At 67.0% G+C, this 18,819-nt stretch carries 16 protein-coding genes; 4 read left to right on the plus strand and 12 right to left on the minus strand.

The window, feature by feature from the left end:
• Nucleotides 1-28 precede the first annotated feature (28 nt).
• Together Q1U94_RS07030 and Q1U94_RS07035 are read left to right on the plus strand one after the other, a co-directional pair.
• Nucleotides 29-931, plus strand: coding sequence for an AraC family transcriptional regulator (locus Q1U94_RS07030; RefSeq protein WP_300542972.1), 903 nt, complete (start codon nt 29-31; stop codon nt 929-931).
• Between the two features lie 118 nt (nt 932-1,049).
• A complete protein-coding gene (locus tag Q1U94_RS07035) occupies nt 1,050-1,244 on the plus strand; it encodes a superinfection immunity protein (protein ID WP_300542974.1) in 195 nt (64 codons plus the stop codon).
• 181 nt (nt 1,245-1,425) lie between these two features.
• Here Q1U94_RS07035 and Q1U94_RS07040 read toward each other — a convergent pair whose 3' ends face one another.
• From Q1U94_RS07040 to hutI, 10 genes are all read right to left on the minus strand, one after another.
• Nucleotides 1,426-2,100: a nitroreductase family protein gene (locus tag Q1U94_RS07040; protein WP_300542975.1), complete on the minus strand. Its 675-nt coding sequence runs from the start codon at nt 2,098-2,100 to the stop codon at nt 1,426-1,428.
• Complete coding sequence (gene tdh / locus Q1U94_RS07045) at nt 2,097-3,131, minus strand: L-threonine 3-dehydrogenase (RefSeq protein WP_300542976.1); 1,035 nt, start codon at nt 3,129-3,131, stop codon at nt 2,097-2,099. Before tdh ends, Q1U94_RS07040 begins: the two co-directional genes overlap by 4 nt.
• Entirely contained in the window at nt 3,128-3,985 is an 858-nt protein-coding gene (locus Q1U94_RS07050; RefSeq protein WP_300542978.1) for a hypothetical protein, read from the minus strand. Before Q1U94_RS07050 ends, tdh begins: the two co-directional genes overlap by 4 nt.
• Nucleotides 3,986-4,056: 71 nt before the next feature.
• Nucleotides 4,057-5,235: a hypothetical protein gene (locus tag Q1U94_RS07055; RefSeq protein WP_300542980.1), complete on the minus strand. Its 1,179-nt coding sequence runs from the start codon at nt 5,233-5,235 to the stop codon at nt 4,057-4,059.
• Between the two features lie 166 nt (nt 5,236-5,401).
• On the minus strand, nt 5,402-6,517 hold the full coding sequence (locus Q1U94_RS07060) for an NAD(P)/FAD-dependent oxidoreductase (RefSeq protein ID WP_300542981.1): 1,116 nt from the start codon (nt 6,515-6,517) through the stop codon (nt 5,402-5,404).
• Nucleotides 6,518-6,706: 189 nt separating this feature from the next.
• Nucleotides 6,707-7,909: a glycine C-acetyltransferase gene (locus tag Q1U94_RS07065; RefSeq protein ID WP_300542982.1), complete on the minus strand. Its 1,203-nt coding sequence runs from the start codon at nt 7,907-7,909 to the stop codon at nt 6,707-6,709.
• Nucleotides 7,910-8,132: 223 nt separating this feature from the next.
• Nucleotides 8,133-9,800 (minus strand): urocanate hydratase, encoded by a 1,668-nt coding sequence (gene hutU, locus Q1U94_RS07070; RefSeq protein WP_300542984.1) that lies wholly within the window; start codon nt 9,798-9,800, stop codon nt 8,133-8,135.
• Complete coding sequence (gene hutG / locus Q1U94_RS07075; RefSeq protein ID WP_300542985.1) at nt 9,801-10,613, minus strand: N-formylglutamate deformylase; 813 nt, start codon at nt 10,611-10,613, stop codon at nt 9,801-9,803.
• Nucleotides 10,613-12,136: a histidine ammonia-lyase gene (gene hutH, locus Q1U94_RS07080; RefSeq protein ID WP_300542987.1), complete on the minus strand. Its 1,524-nt coding sequence runs from the start codon at nt 12,134-12,136 to the stop codon at nt 10,613-10,615. The genes hutG and hutH overlap by 1 nt, the downstream gene beginning before the upstream one ends.
• A complete protein-coding gene (gene hutI, locus Q1U94_RS07085; protein ID WP_300542988.1) occupies nt 12,133-13,341 on the minus strand; it encodes an imidazolonepropionase in 1,209 nt (402 codons plus the stop codon). Before hutI ends, hutH begins: the two co-directional genes overlap by 4 nt.
• 79 nt (nt 13,342-13,420) lie before the next feature.
• Here hutI and Q1U94_RS07090 point away from each other — a divergent pair, with 79 nt between their 5' ends.
• Together Q1U94_RS07090 and Q1U94_RS07095 are read left to right on the plus strand one after the other, a co-directional pair.
• Nucleotides 13,421-14,785 (plus strand): formimidoylglutamate deiminase, encoded by a 1,365-nt coding sequence (locus Q1U94_RS07090; protein WP_300542990.1) that lies wholly within the window; start codon nt 13,421-13,423, stop codon nt 14,783-14,785.
• Nucleotides 14,785-15,522, plus strand: a complete 738-nt coding sequence (locus Q1U94_RS07095; protein ID WP_300542992.1) for a UTRA domain-containing protein — start codon at nt 14,785-14,787, stop codon at nt 15,520-15,522. The genes Q1U94_RS07090 and Q1U94_RS07095 overlap by 1 nt, the downstream gene beginning before the upstream one ends.
• Before the next feature lie 36 nt (nt 15,523-15,558).
• On the opposite strand, the gene Q1U94_RS07100 is transcribed toward Q1U94_RS07095, so the two are convergent.
• Together Q1U94_RS07100 and Q1U94_RS07105 are read right to left on the minus strand one after the other, a co-directional pair.
• Entirely contained in the window at nt 15,559-16,746 is a 1,188-nt protein-coding gene (locus Q1U94_RS07100; protein ID WP_300542993.1) for a serine hydrolase, read from the minus strand.
• A gap of 45 nt (nt 16,747-16,791) precedes the next feature.
• Nucleotides 16,792-18,780 (minus strand): TonB-dependent receptor, encoded by a 1,989-nt coding sequence (locus Q1U94_RS07105; RefSeq protein ID WP_300542994.1) that lies wholly within the window; start codon nt 18,778-18,780, stop codon nt 16,792-16,794.
• Nucleotides 18,781-18,819 lie beyond the last annotated feature (39 nt).

Raw genomic sequence — 18,819 nt, forward strand, 5'->3', positions numbered from 1 at the left:
GCCTAGTCCATGACCAGGAGGATGTGTGATGACAGACCTGTCGGCACTCAAACGCGATGCGATCGCCTATGCTGACGACATGGGCTTTGACGATCAGCCCAACCCAACCCCCATCCCCGGTCTCTCGCTGGTGCGTAGCCGTGGGCCGACCGAATTCGACGTTATCGACTATCAGCCAATTTTCTGCCTGGTCCTCCAAGGGGCGAAACAATGCGTGCTGGGCGACAAACCCCTGACTTTCAGCGAGGGCCAGTCACTGATCGTCAGTCTCGACCTGCCCGCATCCGGGCGGGTGGTCACCGCGTCCCGCGGCACCCCGTATCTCGCCCTGGCCCTGGAACTGGACCTCGCCATCCTGCGCGACGTGGCCGCAGAACTGGACGCGAAGGCCATCCCGACCGAGCTGGAGGCCGATCATGTGTGCAGCGCCATGACCGTCACCCCGACCGATCCGGCGCTGGTCGCCGCGATGGGACGCCTGTTCGACCTGCACCGCAGCCCGGAGGACGCGCGCGCCCTGGCACCGCTTGTCATCCGGGAAATCCACTACCGGCTATTGCGCAGCCGGGACGGTGTCCTGCTGAAGGCCCAGCTGCGCCCGGATACGCATGCCCACCGCATCGCCCGCGCCATTGCCCGGATCCGGAGGGACTATTCCAGCGCCCTGCGTGTACCGGAGCTGGCGCGCGATGCGGGGATGAGCCATTCCGCCTTCCACGAACACTTCCGCGCACTGACGGGTACGACGCCGCTGCAATACCAGAAATCGATGCGGCTGATGGAAGCGCGGCGGCAATTGCAGGGCGGCGCCGGCAATGTCTCCAGCATTGCTTTCGCGGTCGGTTATGAAAGTCCGACCCAGTTCTCACGCGAGTACAGCCGCAAGTTCGGGGTTTCCCCGCGAACCGATCGCCTCTCGACCTCCTCCTGACGCCGAGAGGGACGGTTTTCGTTCCAATCCCTCCTGCCGCTCCCTTGCGCCGGACCCGGCCCGCCCGTACATTCATATCGAAATTCGATAATACGGAGCCAGGGAGATGGAGAGCGTCATGATGGGTGGAATGGAAGTCGCGATCGCAGCGCTGATCCTGCACTTCATCCCGACGCTGGTCGCGATGCTGCGCGGGCACGACAACACGTTCGCGATCTTCCTGACCAACCTGCTCCTGGGCTGGACGGTGATCGGATGGATCGTCGCGCTGATCTGGTCCTTTACAGCCATCCGCCGGCGCGTGCGGGCCTAGGAGGGTCTACCCCACCCCGTGACAGCCGGACCGGTCCCTTGCCTCACTCCCGGTCCAGCACGGCAAACGCGCCCCGATCAGATAACGGTTGGTCGGCAAATCTGGCGCCCGGATCCTCCCCCGATCCGGGCGCTCTGTTGTGTGTTTCGCCTTTTTCCTCCCCGCGCCGGCGGGGAGAGCATCAAAGCCAGCTGGTGATGTCGCTCAGCGACTTCTTGATCAGGGCGTGTTCGGGCACCGTGGCATCGTCAGCCGGATAGCCGCCAACGATAAGCATATAAGGCTTCTCGTCCAGCGGGCGTTCGCAGACCTCGTTGAGGAAACGCATCGGATTGGGCGTGTGGGTGAGCGTCACCAGGCCCGCCTCGTGCAGCGCCGCCAGCAGGAAGCCGCAGGCAATGCCGACGCTTTCATTGATGTAGTAATTCTTCTTCGACTGGCCGGCCCGCTCCCCGCCCCGCTTCTGGGCGAAGACGGCGATCAGTACCGGAGCGTGTTCCAGGAAGGGCTTGTTGGCATCGGTGCCCAGCGGCGCCAGCGCTTCGAGCCATTCATCCGAAGCCTTGCCGGCATAGAAGGCCCGTTCCTCGGCCTCGGCCGCCTCGCGCAGACGTCTGCGGCGATCCGCGTCGGTGAGCACGGCGAAATGCCAGGGCTGGTGATTGGCGCCGGACGGCGCCGAGCCGGCCGCCAGTATGGCCTGTTCGGCGATGGCGCGGTCGACCGGCCGGTCGGCGAAATCGCGCACGGTGCGGCGGCGGCGCAGGTTTTCCGAAAAGGCCGTGACCCGCGCCTTCATGTCTTCCGGCGGGTATTCGACAAAACCCTGCAGCGGCACGCGCGGTTCGGCGCTCATGACGACCCCCAGTCCAGCACGACCTTGCCCGACTTGCCCGAGCGCATCGCCTCGAACCCCTTGGCGAATTCGTCGGCGGAATAGCGGTGGGTGATGATGCGGGAAACATCCAGCCCGCTCTCGAGCATGGCGATCATCTTGTACCAGGTCTCGAACATTTCCCGGCCATAGATGCCTTTCAGCGTGATGGCCTTGAGGACCAGTTGTCCGAAATCCACCTCGATCGGCTTTGACGGCAGGCCCAGCATGGCGATCTTGCCGCCCATCACCATGTTGTTGAGCATGGATCCGAAGGCCTGCGGGGCGCCGGACATTTCCAGGCCTACATCGAAGCCTTCCGTCATCTTCAGCTCGTCGCGCACATCCTTCAGATCTTCCTTCGAGACGTCGACCGTCCGGATGTTCGGTGCCACCTGGCCGGCCAGGTGAAGGCGGTGAGTGTTGATGTCGGTCAGAACCACATGGCGCGCGCCGACATGACGGGCGATGGCCGCGGCCATGATGCCGATCGGGCCGGCGCCGGTGATCAGCACGTCCTCGCCGATCATGTCGAATTGCAATGCCGTGTGCACCGCATTGCCCAGCGGATCGAGGATGGCCCCCATCTCGTCGCTGACTTCTCCGGGCAGCGGCACCACGTTGAACGCGGGCAGTTTCATGTATTCGGCGAAGGCGCCCGGGATATTCACCCCGACGCCGCGCGTATCGGGATCGAGGTGGAAACGCCCGGCCCGCGCCGCCCGCGAGGTCGCGCCCACGACATGACCCTCGCCGGAGACGCGCTGGCCCGCCTTCACGCGGGTGACATTGGCGCCGACATCGACGATCTCGCCGGAATATTCATGCCCGACGACCATCGGCGTGGGCACATTCTTGGCGGCCCAGTCGTCCCAGTTGAAGATATGGATATCGGTCCCGCAGATGGCGGTCTTGCGGATGCGGATCAGGACCTCGTCCGGGCCGATCTTCGGCTCGGGCACGTCCTCCATCCAGATCCCTTCCTCCGGCTTGGCCTTGACCAGCGCTTTCATGGGTTTCCCTCGACCTGTGGCTTGCGGGCGCGCGTCTTGCGGCGGCCCTTGGGTGTGACGAGAAAATACATCACAGCCGCCACGGGAAAAGTGAGCATGAAGGGAATGAGCAGCAGCGCCATGATTTCCGCGGCCAAGCCGTTCGAACCGCTGACCCGGAGCGCCAGCAGCGACAGGGTGGCCAGGGCCGGCGGGATGGCCAGGAAACGCCAGCGGCCGAACCACATCAACAGCGCCATCAGGCTCGCATAACCCCCGATCAGCCCCCATTTGATCCAGGTGTCCTCGCGCAGGAATTCCACCTTCACCGGGATAAAACTGTCCAGCGCGTAGGAGGCGAGATCCAGTGCGGGCGAAGCATTGGCGAAGGCGCTCTCGGGCAGGCAGTCGCGCAGCACGACATCGCCGTCCTCCCGCGCCGGCCGGACATCCGCGGAGCAATAGGGCGTGTCCATTTCCGCCAGGATCGCATTCATGGTCGTGTTTTCCTGCCAGTCCGCGAGGATCGTCCCGAGCGCAAGCGGAATACCGATCAGGGCAAGGAAATTTCCCCGCAGGGCAAGGCCCAGGAAAAACGCCACGGCCATGCCGGCATAGGCGGCGGGGAAGAACCAGTCGAGAAACTGGACATGGTGCATGTGCGCCCGCATCTCTGCGCCCGCCTCGCCCTCCAGGAAGGCGAGATGCTCGGCCCGGGTAGCGAATTCGAAGGCCAGGATGGGCGTGCGGAAACCGTCATGCAGCGGCGCCGCCGGTTCGGGCGGCTGACCGAACAGGGCCAGCGGGAAGGCCATGGTCACCAGGGCGAGAAGCACACTCAGGGCAAAGGCCCAGCGCGACGGTGTCATGGTCATGTCCGGCTCCCCGTACCGCGGCCCGATCCCCTGCCGGGATCAGGCCGCAAGCGGCAGGGCGCGTCAAGCCGTCAGCCGACCAGGCCGTTGGCCGGCGGGAAAATCCGTGCCAGCGGGCCGCCCGACGGCAGCGGCGCCAGCAGGATGCGCCGCACCGGGTTCCAGGCTGCGCCCAGCAAAACGACGGCCCCGCCCAGAAGCAGCAGGGTCAGGGCGATGACCGCGCCGGTATCCAGCCCCACGGAATTGACGATCACGCCGATCGAGATACCCGCCGTCAGCAGGCCCGACACGATCAGCGCCCGCCGGTTGATCAGCAGCGAGAGCAGGGCAAAGATCCCGATCACCACCAGTGCGGTGGCCGCCAGGCGCGTGGCATTGCCGTCATCCGCGCCCAGCGCCATCAGCAGATTGGTCTGTTCGGGATTGGCGAAATCCGCCTCGCTCAGCGTCCAGCCGATCTGGGTGACGTTGAGCACGGCGGTCAGCAGCACCGGGGCGGCAAAGAAATGCAGCCAGAACGCCGTGCCCGACAGCCGGGTCTGGCGCTCCGGATCGCGCATGTCGAAAACGATCCCCGCGAACAGAAGCGCCGCACCGGCCGCGACGCTCACCGACGGCATGTAGACGATCGTCGTATAGGGATCGAGCGTGAAGAGCGTGGCCACAGCCAGTCCGACAAGGCCCACACCGGCCAGCCCGCCGGCAAAGGGCAGGCGGAAATTGAGGTAATAGGCCGCCACGGGCAGAAGGCAGGCCAGCGCGAAGACCACCGGCAGGACGCGCACCGGCAGCGGCAGTCCGCCGGCCACCTGCATCACGGCATCGCGGCCGAATTCCATATTGTCTTCCAGCGCATCGAACGGTGTCTCGATCATGGTCTCGTCGACACCGATGCCGTGGATCAGGAATTGGGCATAGCCCCAGATCAGCACGACCGCCGCAGCCACAGCAAAGGCGCCGCTCAGCACGATGCCCGGCAGGATGCGCCTTTGCCGCCCGACCAGAAGGCTCGAGAGCAGCCAGACGATCACGGCGATCCCGCCGATCAGGCCCATCAGCACGGCCTGCCAGCCCTGCTCGCCCTCGGCGAGATCGAGCATGGCCATCACCTGCCCTGTTCCGACGGCCAGGCCGCCCAGCAGGATCAACACGCCGATCGTGGTGAAAATGTCGTGGAAGTTGTTGAGAAACGGCAGCATTTCGTCCTGTGGACGCGCTGCGCCAATGCTCTGGGATGTGTCCGTCATAGCTCCCCTCCGCTCGGGTTACCGTTGTGATGCCCCCAAACGATCAAACGGATGCAATTTCGCCCGGCAGACGAAACCCCTTCTCGTGAGAAGCGTACGGGATTCCGGCGCGAAGGTCACCGGAAAAGGCCCCGGCCGCGTCCCTCATCGGGCCGGCGGCGAGGCCTTACCGGCCGTCCGCCAGCATGCCGGCCACATGCTCGCCGATGGCCAGCGAGCCGGTCAGGCCGGGGCTTTCGATGCCGAAGAGGGTGACCAGGCCTTTCAGCCCGTGCCGGTCGGCACCGTCGATACGCCAGTCCGGGTGCGGCTCGCCGGGACCGTGCAGCTTGGGACGGATGCCGGCATAGTCCGGCACCAGCGCGCCGGCGGGCAGGTCCGGCCAGAAGCGGCGGATGGTGGCGTAGAAAGCCTCCCCTCGCGCCGGATCGACGCTGTAGTCCTCTGCATCGACGAATTCCAGGTCCGGGCCGAAGCGGGCCTGCCCGCCCAGATCGCGGCGGTAATGCGTGCCCAGCGCGCCGGGAATGGGCAGCGGATAGACAAGGCGGGAAAACGGCGCCCGGCCCGTCATGGTGAAATAGACGCCCTTGCCCAGATGCAGAGGCGGGATCGCCTCGGCCGGATAGGTCCCGATCGTGCCGGCCACTGCCTGCGCGCCCAGCCCTGCAGCGATCACCAGATGGCGCGCCGTCACCTCGGTGGCGTGGTCTCCGCCCGTTCGGATGGCGAACCCGCCGCCCTTGAGCGGCCTTGCTCCGGCGAACGGGGTGTTGACGGCAATCGCCCCGCCGTGCGCGGAAATCTCGCCGGCCAGCGCGTCCATATAGCCGTGGGCGTCCATCACCCCGCTTTCCGGCGAGAGCAGCGCCGCCTCGGCCCGCAGGCCCGGCTCCAGCGACCGCGCCTCGGCGCCGGAAAGGCGCTGCATGCCCTCCACGCCATTGGCCCGGGCCCGGTCGAGGATAGCGTCCAGCCGCTCGATCTCGTGCGGCTCGGTCGCCACGACCAGCTTGCCGCATTTGGCGTGCCCGATATTGCGGCGTTCCAGAAAGGCGTAGAGCTGGCGCCGCCCCTCCACGCACAGCCGGGCCTTCAGCGAGCCCGTGGGATAGTAGAGCCCGCCATGGATCACCTCGGAATTGCGCGAGGAGACGCCCTGCCCGATCGCTTTTTCCTTTTCCAGCACGATGGTCTCGAACCCGCGCTGGACGAGGGCAAAGGCGCAAGCGAGACCGACAGCGCCTGCGCCGATGACGATGGCGTCGGTGTCGTGGGTCATGTCACCGCGTCTCCTTTCTTCCCCGCGCAAGTGGGGAAGTGGGCCGATGCGCAGCAACGGGTCGAAGGGGCCTCCGGAGCCGAAGGCGGAGGAGGAAGGCGGCGGAGCCTGGCTCGGACATTCCGCCGCTGACTCGGCGGCCCCTCCCCGCTTCGCGGGTCCCCCTCCCCCCTATCGTGGGGAGGAAACTCACACCACGCCCATTTCCTTGCCCACCTTGGTGAAGGCCGCCACGGCGCGGTCGATCATGTCCGGCGTGTGGGCGGCGGACATCTGGGTGCGGATGCGCGCCTTGCCCTTGGGCACGACGGGATAGAAGAAGCCGATCACATAGACGCCCTCATCCATCAGTTTCGACGCCATTTCCTGGGCCAGTTTCGCATCGCCCAGCATGACCGGGATGATCGGATGCTCGCCGGGCAGAAGGTCGAACCCGGCCTCGCTCATGCCCTTGCGGAAGCGCCGCGCATTGTCGAACAGGCGGGCGCGCAGATCGTCGCCCGCGGCCACCATGTCCAGCGCCTTGAGCGAGGCGCCGACGATGGACGGCGCCAGCGAGTTGGAGAAGAGATAGGGCCGCGAACGCTGGCGCAGCATGTCGACGATTTCCCTGCGCGCGGCGGTGAACCCGCCCATCGCGCCGCCCAGCGCCTTGCCCAGCGTGCCGGTGATGATGTCGATCTCGCCGAGCACACCGCAATGCTCCGGTGTGCCGCGGCCTTTCGCGCCCATGAAGCCGTGGGCGTGGCAATCGTCCACCATGGTCAGCGCGTCATACTGTTTCGCCAGCCGCACGATCTCCGGCAGGTTGGCGATATAGCCGTCCATGGAGAAGACACCGTCGGTGACCACGATGATGTGGCGCGCGCCGTCGGCGCGGGCCTGTTTCAGCTGGGTCTCCAGATCGTCCATGTCCGAATTGGCGTAGCGATAGCGCTTCGCCTTGCACAATCGCACCCCGTCGATGATGGAGGCATGGTTGAGCGCGTCGGAAACGATCGCATCCTTGGGCCCCAGCAGCGGTTCGAACACGCCGCCATTGGCGTCGAAGGCGGCGGCATAGAGGATGGCATCCTCGCAGCCGGTGAAAGCCGCGATCTTCGCTTCCAGCGCTTTATGCAGGTCCTGGGTGCCGCAGATGAAACGCACCGAGGCGACGCCGAAACCGTGGCTGTCCAGTGTCTCCTTCGCCGCCTCGATCAGTTCGGGCCGGTTGGCCAGGCCGAGATAGTTGTTGGCGCAGAAATTGATGACGTGACCGGAATGCCCGTCCGTCTTCACGTCGATCTCGGAAAACTGCTGCGAGGTGATGATCCGCTCGCGCTTGTAGAGCCCGTCGGCCTCGATCTGGGCGAGCTCGGACTTGAGATCGGCGAAAAAGGCGTCGGACATGGCGGGGGCTCCTGATGGGGATTCGTCCCGCCACTTCTATTAAGCCGGCAAGCGCTTGTCATCCCGGCCCCACCTCTCCCCGGCCGGGGAGAGGTCCGAGCGCAGCGAGGGGTGAGGGGCGCGTCCGGCACGGACGCCAGCAAAGACACTTTGCCTGGCCGCTGACGCGGCCGCCCCTCATCCGGCCCTACGGGCCACCTTCTCCCCGGTCGGGGAGAAGGAGTTACACGCTTGGCAGATCCAGGCCCTGCTCGCGCGCGCAGTCCTTGGCGATCTCGTACCCCGCGTCGGCATGACGCATCACGCCGGTGCCCGGATCGTTCCAGAGCACACGCTCCACGCGCCGGGCCGCCTCCGGCGTGCCGTCAGCCATCACCACCTGACCGGAATGCATGGAATAGCCCATGCCCACGCCACCGCCATGGTGCAGGGACACCCAGGTGGCGCCGGAGGCGGTGTTCAGCAAGGCGTTCAAAAGCGGCCAGTCGGCGACGGCGTCGGATCCGTCCATCATACCCTCGGTCTCGCGGTTGGGGCTGGCGACGGAGCCTGAGTCGAGGTGATCGCGGCCGATCACGACGGGGGCTTTCAGCTCGCCCTTCGCCACCATCTCGTTGAAGGCCAGGCCCAGCCTGTGGCGTTCGCCCAGGCCGACCCAGCAGATGCGTGCGGGCAGGCCCTGGAACTGTATCCGCTCGCGCGCCATGTCGAGCCAGCGGTGCAGGTGCGGATTGTCCGGGATGAGTTCCTTCACCTTGGCGTCGGTCCTGTAGATATCCTCCGGATCGCCCGACAGCGCCGCCCAGCGGAAGGGGCCGATGCCCTTGCAGAACAAGGGACGGATATAGGCCGGCACGAAGCCGGGGAAGTCGAAGGCGTTCTCCACACCCTCGTCGAAGGCGACCTGGCGGATATTGTTGCCGTAGTCGACCGTGGGAATGCCCTGCGCATGGAAGTCGAGCATGGCCTTCACATGCACCGCCATGGATTTTTTCGCGGCGGCGGCGACGGCGTCGGGATCGCTTTCGCGCCGGGTTTCCCAGTCCTCCAGGGACCAGCCGGCGGGCAGATAGCCATTGACCGGATCGTGCGCCGAGGTCTGGTCGGTGACGAGATCGGGCTTCACGCCACGGCGCACCAGTTCGGGCAGCACTTCCGCCGCATTGCCCAGCAAGCCGACAGAGACCGCCTCGCCCCTGGCGCAGGCCTCCCCGATAACCGCCAGCGCCTCGTCGAGATCGCCGGCCTGCCGGTCGAGATAGCCCGTGCGCAAACGCATCTCGATGCGGCTGGGCTGGCATTCCACGGCGAGCATCGAGGCGCCGGCCATCGTCGCGGCCAGCGGCTGGGCCCCGCCCATGCCGCCCAGTCCGGCGGTGAGGATCCACCTGCCGGAAAGGTCGCCGCCGAAATGCTGGCGGCCCGCCTCGACAAAGGTCTCGTACGTGCCCTGCACGATGCCCTGGGAGCCGATATAGATCCACGAGCCGGCCGTCATCTGGCCGTACATCATCAGCCCCTTCTTATCGAGCTCGCGGAAATGCTCCCAGGTGGCCCAATGGGGCACGAGATTGGAATTGGCGATCAGCACGCGCGGGGCGTCGGCATGGGTGCGGAACACCCCGACCGGCTTGCCGGACTGGACCAGCAGGGTCTCGTCCTCATTCAGGCGTTTCAGGGTCGCCACGATGCGGTCGAAACTCTCCCAGTCGCGCGCGGCCCGGCCGATCCCGCCATAGACGACCAGCTCTTCCGGTTTTTCGGCAACTTCGGGATCGAGATTGTTCATCAGCATGCGCAGCGGTGCCTCGGCGGCCCAGTGGGTGGCATCGAGTTCGCTGCCGTGCCTGGCGCGGATGGTGCGGGAATTGTCGCGGCGGGTCTGGGTCACTTACTTCACCTCTCCGGAATATAGCATGGCGGCGGCATCCAGCGCTGCCTTGATCGTGTCCTTCAGGGCGGCGCGCAGGGCCTCCGCCCGGGTCTCGTCGAAGGCCCAGGGCGGGCCTTCATGCATGTAGGCGGACTGGGCGAGTTCCATCTGCAGGGCGTGGACATTCTGGCCGGGCCGGCCATAGGCGCGGGTGATCCAGCCACCCCTGAACCGGCCATTGACGATGGCGGCGTAGTCATCGTGGTCCATCATCGCCTTCACCGCCCAGCGCTCGATCGAGCGGTCGCAGCTCTCCCCGCCATTCGTGCCCAGATTGAGGTCGGGCAGCGTGCCCTCGAACAGGCGCGGGACCTGGCTGGCGATGGAATGGGCATCCCACAACAGGGCATAGCCGTGCTCCATGCGTGTCTGCACGATCAGCTCGGTGAGCGCACGGTGATAGGGATCGTAATACTCGGTGCGGCGCTGTTCGGTCTCCTCGTCGTCCGGCGCCTCGCCCTCGCGATAGATCGGCGTGCCGTCGAACAGCGTGGTCGGAACCAGCTCCGTGGTCGCCTGCCCGGGATAGAGCGAGGTGCCGGTGGGATCGCGATTGAGGTCGATTACATAGCGCGAGTAGTTCGCCCTGATGATCGAGGCCTTGAACCCGCCCAGGAAATCGTAGAGCTGCGGCACGTGCCAGTCCGTATCCGGCAGGCCGCGCGCCGGATCGCTCAGCCGCGTTTCCAGGCCCGGGCTCAGCGCCGTGCCCGAATGCGGCATGGAGACAATCAGCGGCGATGTACCGCGATGCAGCTGGTAGATATCCATCAGGCGATTCCCGGCAGATCACCCGCCGCCACGGCCAGCGCCCCGCCCGCGACCAGGCGGCGGGCCTGGTCGATATCGGCAGCAAAATAGCGGTCGTCGGACAGGGCGGGAACCTTGTCGCGCAGGGTTTTCCGTGCCCGTTCCAGGCGCACCGACGAGGTCAGCCCGTCATGGAAATCCATGCCCTGCACCGCACTCATCGCCTCGATCCCGACCACGCAATGCAGGTTCTCCGCCATTTTCAGCAGCCGGAAGGCGCCGTGCGTGGCCATGGAGACATGGTCTTCCTGGTTGGCACTGGTGGGGATGCTGTCGACCGAGGCGGGCCAGGCCTTCTGCTTGTTCTCCGAGACCAGGGCCGCAGCGGTGACATGGGCGATCATGAAGCCGGAATTGATGCCGGGATTGGGAGTCAGGAAGGCCGGAAGGCCGGAGACAGCCGGATCCGTCAGCAACGCCACCCGGCGCTCGCAGATCGAGCCGATCTCGCAGGCCGCCATGGCGATCTGGTCGGCGGCGAAGGCGACCGGTTCGGCGTGGAAATTGCCGCCGGAGATCGCCTCGCCCGTATCGGTGAAGACCAGCGGATTGTCGGTGACGGCGTTGGCCTCGCGTTCCAGCACCGTGCCGGCCTGGTCCAGAAGGTCCATCACCGCGCCCATCACCTGGGGCTGGCAGCGCAGGCAGTAGGGATCCTGGATCTTTTCGCAATCGGCATGACTGGCCAGGATGGCCGAACCGTCCAGCAGGTCGCGCAGCGCGGCGGCCACGGCAATCTGGCCGGGATGGCCGCGCAGGGCGTGGATGCGCTTGTCGAAGGGCGCCACGGAGCCCTTGGCCGCTTCCACCGAGAAGGCGCCGGAGACCAGCGCCGTCTTGAACCCGGCCTCGACTTCGAACAGGCCGGCCAGCGCCAGCGCGGTGGAGGTCTGCGTGCCGTTAAGAAGGGCCAGACCTTCCTTGGGACCCAGCCGGACCGGCTCCAGGCCGGCCTTTGCCAGCGCATCGGCGGCCGGCATGCGCTCGCCCTTCCATGTCGCCTCGCCGGCCCCGATCAGGGCGGCGGACATGTGGGCCAGCGGCGCGAGATCGCCGGAGGCACCGACCGAGCCCTGCGACGGGATCACCGGCAGGACATCCCCGTCCAGCATCGCCTGGATCGCCTCGATCGTGGTCCAGCGTACGCCGGAGGCGCCGCGCCCGAGCGACGCCATTTTCAGCGCCAGGATCAGCCGCACGATCCGTTCGGGCAGCGCCTCGCCGACGCCGGCGGCATGGGAGAGCACCAGACGCTCCTGAAGCGTCGCCAGTTCGTCGTCGGCGATGCGCGTCTGGGCCAGCTTGCCGAACCCGGTATTGAGCCCGTAGACCGCCCGGCCCGAGGCGATGAGATCGTCCACCGTCTGTGCGGCGGCATCGACCGCCGCCTTCGCCCCGGCCCCGATCTTCGGCGCACCGCCGCGATAGATCGCGGCCCAGTCGGCCAGGCGCATGGCGCCGGGTGTCACGGTGATGGCACTCACAACCATTCTCCTCCCAGGACGCGGCCATGCAGGGGCCGCCGTCCGATCCACTGAACCAGTTCCGCGGGACGTTCGATGTCCCAGATCGCCAGATCCGCCCTCTTGCCCGCCTCCAGCGTGCCGATCTCGCCGCTCAGGCCCAGGGCGCGGGCGCCCTCCCGGGTGATACCGGCAAAGGCCTCCTCGACGGTGAGATGAAAGAGGGTGCAGGCCATGTTCGCCGCGGTCAGCAGCGAGACCAGGGGCGACGTGCCCGGATTGGCATCGGTCGCCACGGCCATGGGAACGCCCGCATCGCGCATCAACCCGATCGGCGGCAGGCGTTTTTCGCGCAGTGCATAGAAGGCGCCGGGCAGGAGCACGCCGACCGTGCCCGCCTTCGCCATCGCCGCCACGCCGTCGGCACGGGTGTACTCGATATGGTCCGCCGAGAGTCCGCCGAATTCCGCCACCAGTTTCGCACCGCCCGTATCGGACAACTGGTCGGCATGCAGCTTCACCGGCAGGCCTGCCGCCTTGGCAGCAATAAAGAGACGCCGCGTCTCCTCGGGCGAAAAGGCGATGGTCTCGCAATAGGCGTCCACGGCCTCGGCCAGGCCCGATTTCGCCACCTCCCGGACCAGCGGGATGCAGACTTCATCGATATAGGCGCCCGAACGCCCCTCATACTCCACCGGTATGGTGTGCGCGGCCAGCAGGGTGGGCACGATGCGCATGCCCGAGGCGAGGCCGACGCCGCGCGCCGCCTTGAGCTGGGTCAGCTCGCTCTCACGGGTCAGGCCATAGCCCGACTTGATCTCGATCGTGCCCACACCCTCGCTGGCAAAGGCATCCAGGCGGGAGAGCGCTCCGGCAGCCAGTTCCGCCGCCCCCGCCTTGCGGGTGGCCTCGACGGTCTTGCGGATGCCGCCGCCTTCCTTCGCGATGGCCTGATAGCTCTCGCCAGCCAGCTTGCGCTCATACTCGTCCGACCGGTCCCCGGCGAAGACGAGATGGGTATGGCAATCGACCAGCGCCGGCGTGACCCAGCGGCCTTCCAGGTTGTCGGTGATATCGGCCTCGCCCGGCAGGTCGGCCGCCGGCCCGACCCAGGCGATGCGCTCACCGGAAATCCCGATCGCCCCTGCCTCGATCGTACCGTAGGGCGTCTCGCCCGGCACCATCGTGGCCAGGCGGGCATCTGTCAGCACTCGGTCGAAACGCATCGGTGGGCCCTTTGCAAGCGGCTAATTGTCTATACAATAAAAGCGCGATTTTGAGTCTGTCCAGACGGGACGCGCCGCGATGACTGAATTTCATGCCGAGACCTGCCTTCTGCCAGCCGGATGGGCCAGCCGGGTCTCGATCCGTGTGGATGAGACCGGCAGCCTAGCGCAGATAACACCGGACAGCGATCCGGCACCCGGCGCGATCCGGCTGGGTACGGTGGTGCCGGGCATGGCCAATCTCCACTCGCACAGCTTCCAGCGCGCCATGGCCGGGCTGACGGAAGTCCGCGGCGCCGGAGAGGACAGTTTCTGGTCCTGGCGCCAGCTGATGTACGCCTTCAACGAGCGTCTCAGCCCCGACCATGTCGAGGTGATCGCCTCCATGGTGCAGATCGAGATGCTGGAGGCGGGCTTCACCAGTGTCGGCGAGTTCCACTATCTCCACCACGCGCCTGACGGTTCGGCCTATGACGATCCGGCGGAAATGGCCGGACGCATCTGCGCCGCCGCCGGCCGGACGGGGATCGCCCTCACCCTCCTGCCCGTCTTCTACCGCTGGTCCGGCTTCGGCCGGCAACAGCCCGGCGACGGCCAGCGCCGCTTTCTCAACGATCCCGACAGCTATGCCCGTCTGCTCGAGGCCGCGCTTGGGCACACGCGGCGGCTGCGGCATGCCCGGACCGGCATCGCCCCGCATTCGCTTCGCGCAGCGGACATGGACGACATCGCCGCGATTTTGCCGCTTGCCGACGGCGGGCCGGTCCATATTCACATCGCCGAACAGACCGCGGAAGTGGATGACTGCCTCGCCGCGACGGGCGTGCGGCCGGTGCGCCATCTCTTCAACCATCAGCCCGTGGACGATCGCTGGTGCCTGATCCACGCCACCCACATGGATGCCGGCGAGACACGCGATCTGGCCGTGTCAGGCGCCGTGGCCGGCCTGTGCCCCCTGACCGAAGCCAATCTGGGCGACGGCCTGTTTCCGGCCGCCGACTATCTCGCGGCGGGCGGACGGATCGGCATCGGCTCGGACAGTCATATCCGCATCGACCTGGCCGAAGAGCTGCGGCTTCTGGAATACGGCGCCCGTCTCACCGCACGCCGGCGCAATGTCCTTGCAGCACCCCGTGCCAGCACCGGACGCACCCTGTTCGACGCGGCCCTGGCCGGCGGCGCCCGGGCGCTGGGGCAGGCTTCCGGCGCGATTGCTCCCGGACAGCGCGCCGACCTTGTCGAGCTGGACACCGATCATCCCGTCCTGTCCGGGCGCAGGGGCGACAAGCTGCTGGACAGCTGGCTGTTCAGCGGCGACAGCCGCCTGGTGCGCTCGGTCCATGTCGGCGGCCGGGCCTGTGTGCACGGGGGACGTGCTCTTGCGCGCGACCCTGTGGTATCGGCCTGGCATCGCGTCCTGGCAGACATTCTGGAGCCGGCCTGATGAACCGCCAATGTGACGATATCCGGCTGGACGGACAGGGTCCGGTCTATGACCAGATCAAGCGCGCGATTTCGGGCCTGATCCGGTCGGGCAGCTGGAAGCCCGGCGACCGGCTGCCGTCGGAAGCCCAGCTGAGCGACTATCTTGAAACGGCCCGCATGACGATCAACCGCGCACTCAAGGAACTCACCGAAGAGGGTCTGCTGGTGCGCAAACGCCGGGCCGGCACATTCGTGGCGCAACCCGAGTCGCCCTCGGCCATTCTCAAGATCGTCGACATGGCCAGCGCCATCCCGGCCCGCGGCCAGGTCTATGGCTATCGCTGCGAGGTCAACGAGACCGTGCCGGCGCCCGACACCATCGCCAAGCGCATGCGCCTGGCACACGGGGCGCGACTGCAGCACGTACAGTGCCTGCACACGGCCGACGGCGAGATCGTCGAATACGAGGAACGCTGGATCAACCTGGCCCTGTTGCCGCAAGCCGGCAGGGCCGACTTTTCCGGGCAGAGCCCGAGCGGCTGGCTGCAGCGCGCCACACCCTGGACCGAGGCCGAACACACAGTCTCGGCCGTCAACGCCACACCCGAACAGGCCCGGCGCCTGGGCGTCGCACCGGGCGCGGCGCTCCTGGTGCTGGAAAGGCGCACCTTCCACAATGAAGACGTCGTCACCTATGCCCGTCTCACCCATCCCGGCACCCGCCATTCCATGACGGAACGCTTCGGGCCCGGTTAGCGCTGCCGCGCGTCCGGAGAACCGGGAAAATCTCCCTTATTCCACGGCCGCCATCAGGCGCCGGATGAATTCGCCGCGCTGGCCCGACTCGATCCAGCGGACCACGGCGACGATGCGGTTTTCGCGGTCGACATAGATCATGTTCGCCCCCGCACCCAGCCAGGCGAAACTGCCCGCCGGTGCCTCGTCCACGGAGATCGCGGCGCGTTCATCGCCCGGCGTGTTGAGGAAGAAATTCATGTAGCCGTAGGAGGGCATCACGCCGGTCGGTGTCTCGGCCGCGTCGTAGAAGCTTTCCGGCACCAATTGCTCGCCGCCCCAATCGCCGCGGCGCAGGCCCAGAAGGCCGAAACGTGCCTGGTCGTAGGCGGAAATCATCATCCCGCCACCCCAATGCCCGCCACCCGAGACCGACCACATATCCTCACCGCCGATCCGCACACGGCTGTTTTCATAGCCATGCCATTCCCACGTGCCGGACGACCCGATCGGATCCATGATGCGTTCGGCCAGCACGTCGGGCAGTTCCCGCTGCCAGACATGCAGCCCCGCCAGGGCCAGCGCATTCACGCGGACATCATTGTATTCCCAGGCCGACCCCGGTGCGGGCGGGCCGGCCACAAGGTCCCGCGCCGGATTGTCGCGCGCGGGCCGGTCGGCCCAGGCCGGCTTTCCGAACAGCGTGCCCCACCAGCCCGAGGTCTGGCGCAGCATCTGGTCCCAGGTGATCGGCGCATTGTGACCGGTGTGGAAGAGCGGATCGGCGACATCGCCGGACACGGTGTCGTGCACATCGCCGATCAGCCCGTCGGCGACGGCGAGGCCGATCGTGTGCGACAGGAATGTCTTGGAGATGGAGAACGTCATGTCGACCCGCTCCAGATCGCCCCATTCGGCCACGATATAACCGTCGCGCAGGATGATGCCGGCCGGGGCTCCGCGCGGGCGCAGCTCGCCCAACGGGCTGGAATGCGGTTCGAAGGCCCAGGTCAGCGGCACCATGAGCGAAAGATCGCGCGCATCGACCCCCTCCCAGCCCTCGGGCGGAGCGGTCTCATTGGCGATGGCGAAATCGACGGCATCCTGCAGGGCGGCCGGGTCCAGCCCCAGCTCGGCCGGATCGCGGCGTTCCCAGGCCGCATCGCCGCGCGGCGGGACATAATCCTGGGCGCAGGCCGCCGAGGCCAGCGCCACGGCAGCCATGGCCGTCAAGAACCGTGTCATGATCTGTCTCCCCAATTCAATCGCGCCAGCCTAGCAGGCCCGCGCTCACCGCGTCACGCGCACACCCAGCGACACGCCGCGCGGCTCGCCGGGGAAGTAGCGCGCATTGCCGAAAGCGTAATCGGCGCGTTCGGCATAGGTCTCGTCCGTCAGATTGCGTACAATCACATAGGCCTGCGCATTGTCGCCCAGGCGATAGCGGGCGCGCAGGTGCAGGAGATCATGGCCCTCATAGGCGTGATCGTTCGCCGCGTCGGTATAGTAGTCACCGACATGCTGCCATTCCAGATCCAGCGCGGCACGGCCGGCCGGAGTCCAGCCCAGACGCCCCGACCACAGCCAGCGCGGCGCCGTGTCGATGTCGTCGCCATCGGCAATACCCTCCGAGGCCGTGCCCACCGGCCGGTCGAAATCATAGGTGTGACGGGCATGCGTTCCGGTCAGGCCCAGTTCCAGCGTTTCGGTGACGGGCCAGGCGAAGTCGAACTCGATCCCGGCATGGCGGGTGGCGCCGTCGGTGACGTTGAAACCGTCGGCATCGCGAAAGAAGACATGGCGCTTGCGCATCGCGTAGGCGACAAGCTCGAGGCTGGCCCCGCCGACCGCGCGGCGCCAGCCCAGCTCGGCGCTGTCGAGGGTTTCCGGCTGGATGCCGGCGATCGTCTGACCGGGCTGGAGACGATAGAGTTCGGCGGTTTGCGGGGCCCTTGCCCCGCGTGCGATACGACCGAAAACATCCGCATTTTCTGCAACTTGCCAGACAAATCCGATGTTCGGCGTGAAGGTCTCGAAATCGTCGGACCGGTCGGGCAGGCGCAAATACCGCCCCGCCACACCGTCCGGCAGGCGGTTGTCGTAGTCGAACCGGGTCTGTTCCCAGCGCGCGCCAGCCTGCAGGTTCAGCACCGGAAGCAGCTGCCAGCGCGCCTGGGCGTAAAGCGCCGCCACCGCGGCATCGACCGTGTAGTCGTAGTGGTCGCCCTGGACGAAGGAGAATACCGTTGGCGCCTCCTGGGTCTCGCGCAGCCAGCCCTGTGTCGCTTCGGCATCCGCGCCGAGGGTCACGCGCACCGCTCCGGTGTCGCGCACCAGCGCGGCGTTCAGCCCGGCCGAGGAGTGCCCGCTTTCCTCCAGTGGATCGCCGGGGAAGAAATGCATGCGGAAATCCATTGCGTTGGATCGCCAATAGGGCGTCAGCGACCATGACCAGTGCGCCGCCGCCTCGCCTTCCAGGCGCAGGCTCATGCGGGCAGCAACGGCATCGCGGAAGGCTTCCGGATCGCCATTGGCGCGCGCCACGGCACGATCGCGATAGTCCGGGACATAGCCGGCGGTTTCCTGGCCAAGCTGAACCAGGCTGGCCGTGAAACGCCAGTCCACGCCCGCTGACGCCCCGTCGGCGCGCACCAGCGCCCGGACATGGTCGAGCCCGGCATCCTCGCGCCAGCCATCCTCGTGGCGGCCGGACAGGGCCATCAGGGCCGCAACATCCTCGCCGGCCCGCGCGTGCAGGATCTCGCCGCGATAGCGTCCGAAACTGCCGGCCTCGGCGACCAGGCGCGACGGCGTTGCGGCCGGATCGGGCGTGCGCGTATTGACCAGCCCGTGCAGGGCGTTCGATCCGTAGAGCGCCGGTCCGGGACCGCGCAGCACTTCCACCGCGCCGGCCAGCGGGCCGATATCCTCGAACAGTCCGTTCACATTGGCAAAGCCGGCCGCACGCAGCGGAATACCGTCCTCCAGATAGAGGAAGGAGCCGGCGCCCGCCCCGCCGGTGAGGACCGGCGAGCGAATGGCCGTGAGGTGTTCCGCGCCATTGCCGCGATTGAGGAAGACGCCGGGTTCGCGATTGAGGAGTTCGGCGGGATGCTGGGGTGCGACGGCTGCGATTTCCGCGGCATCGATGACGGAGACCGGCAGGGCGGTCCCGGCCCGCGCCTCGCCCGCCCGGTCGCCGGTGATCACGATCACATCCTGGGCTGCGGCACCTGCGGCCGACAGGACCACACCAAGCACTGCCCACGGAAACCGCATAGACCTTCCCCTAAACGCCTTCACTCCAAGTCCTGTCCC

The sequence above is a fragment of the Maricaulis sp. genome (assembly GCF_030149515.1).
Lineage (GTDB): Bacteria > Pseudomonadota > Alphaproteobacteria > Caulobacterales > Maricaulaceae > Maricaulis.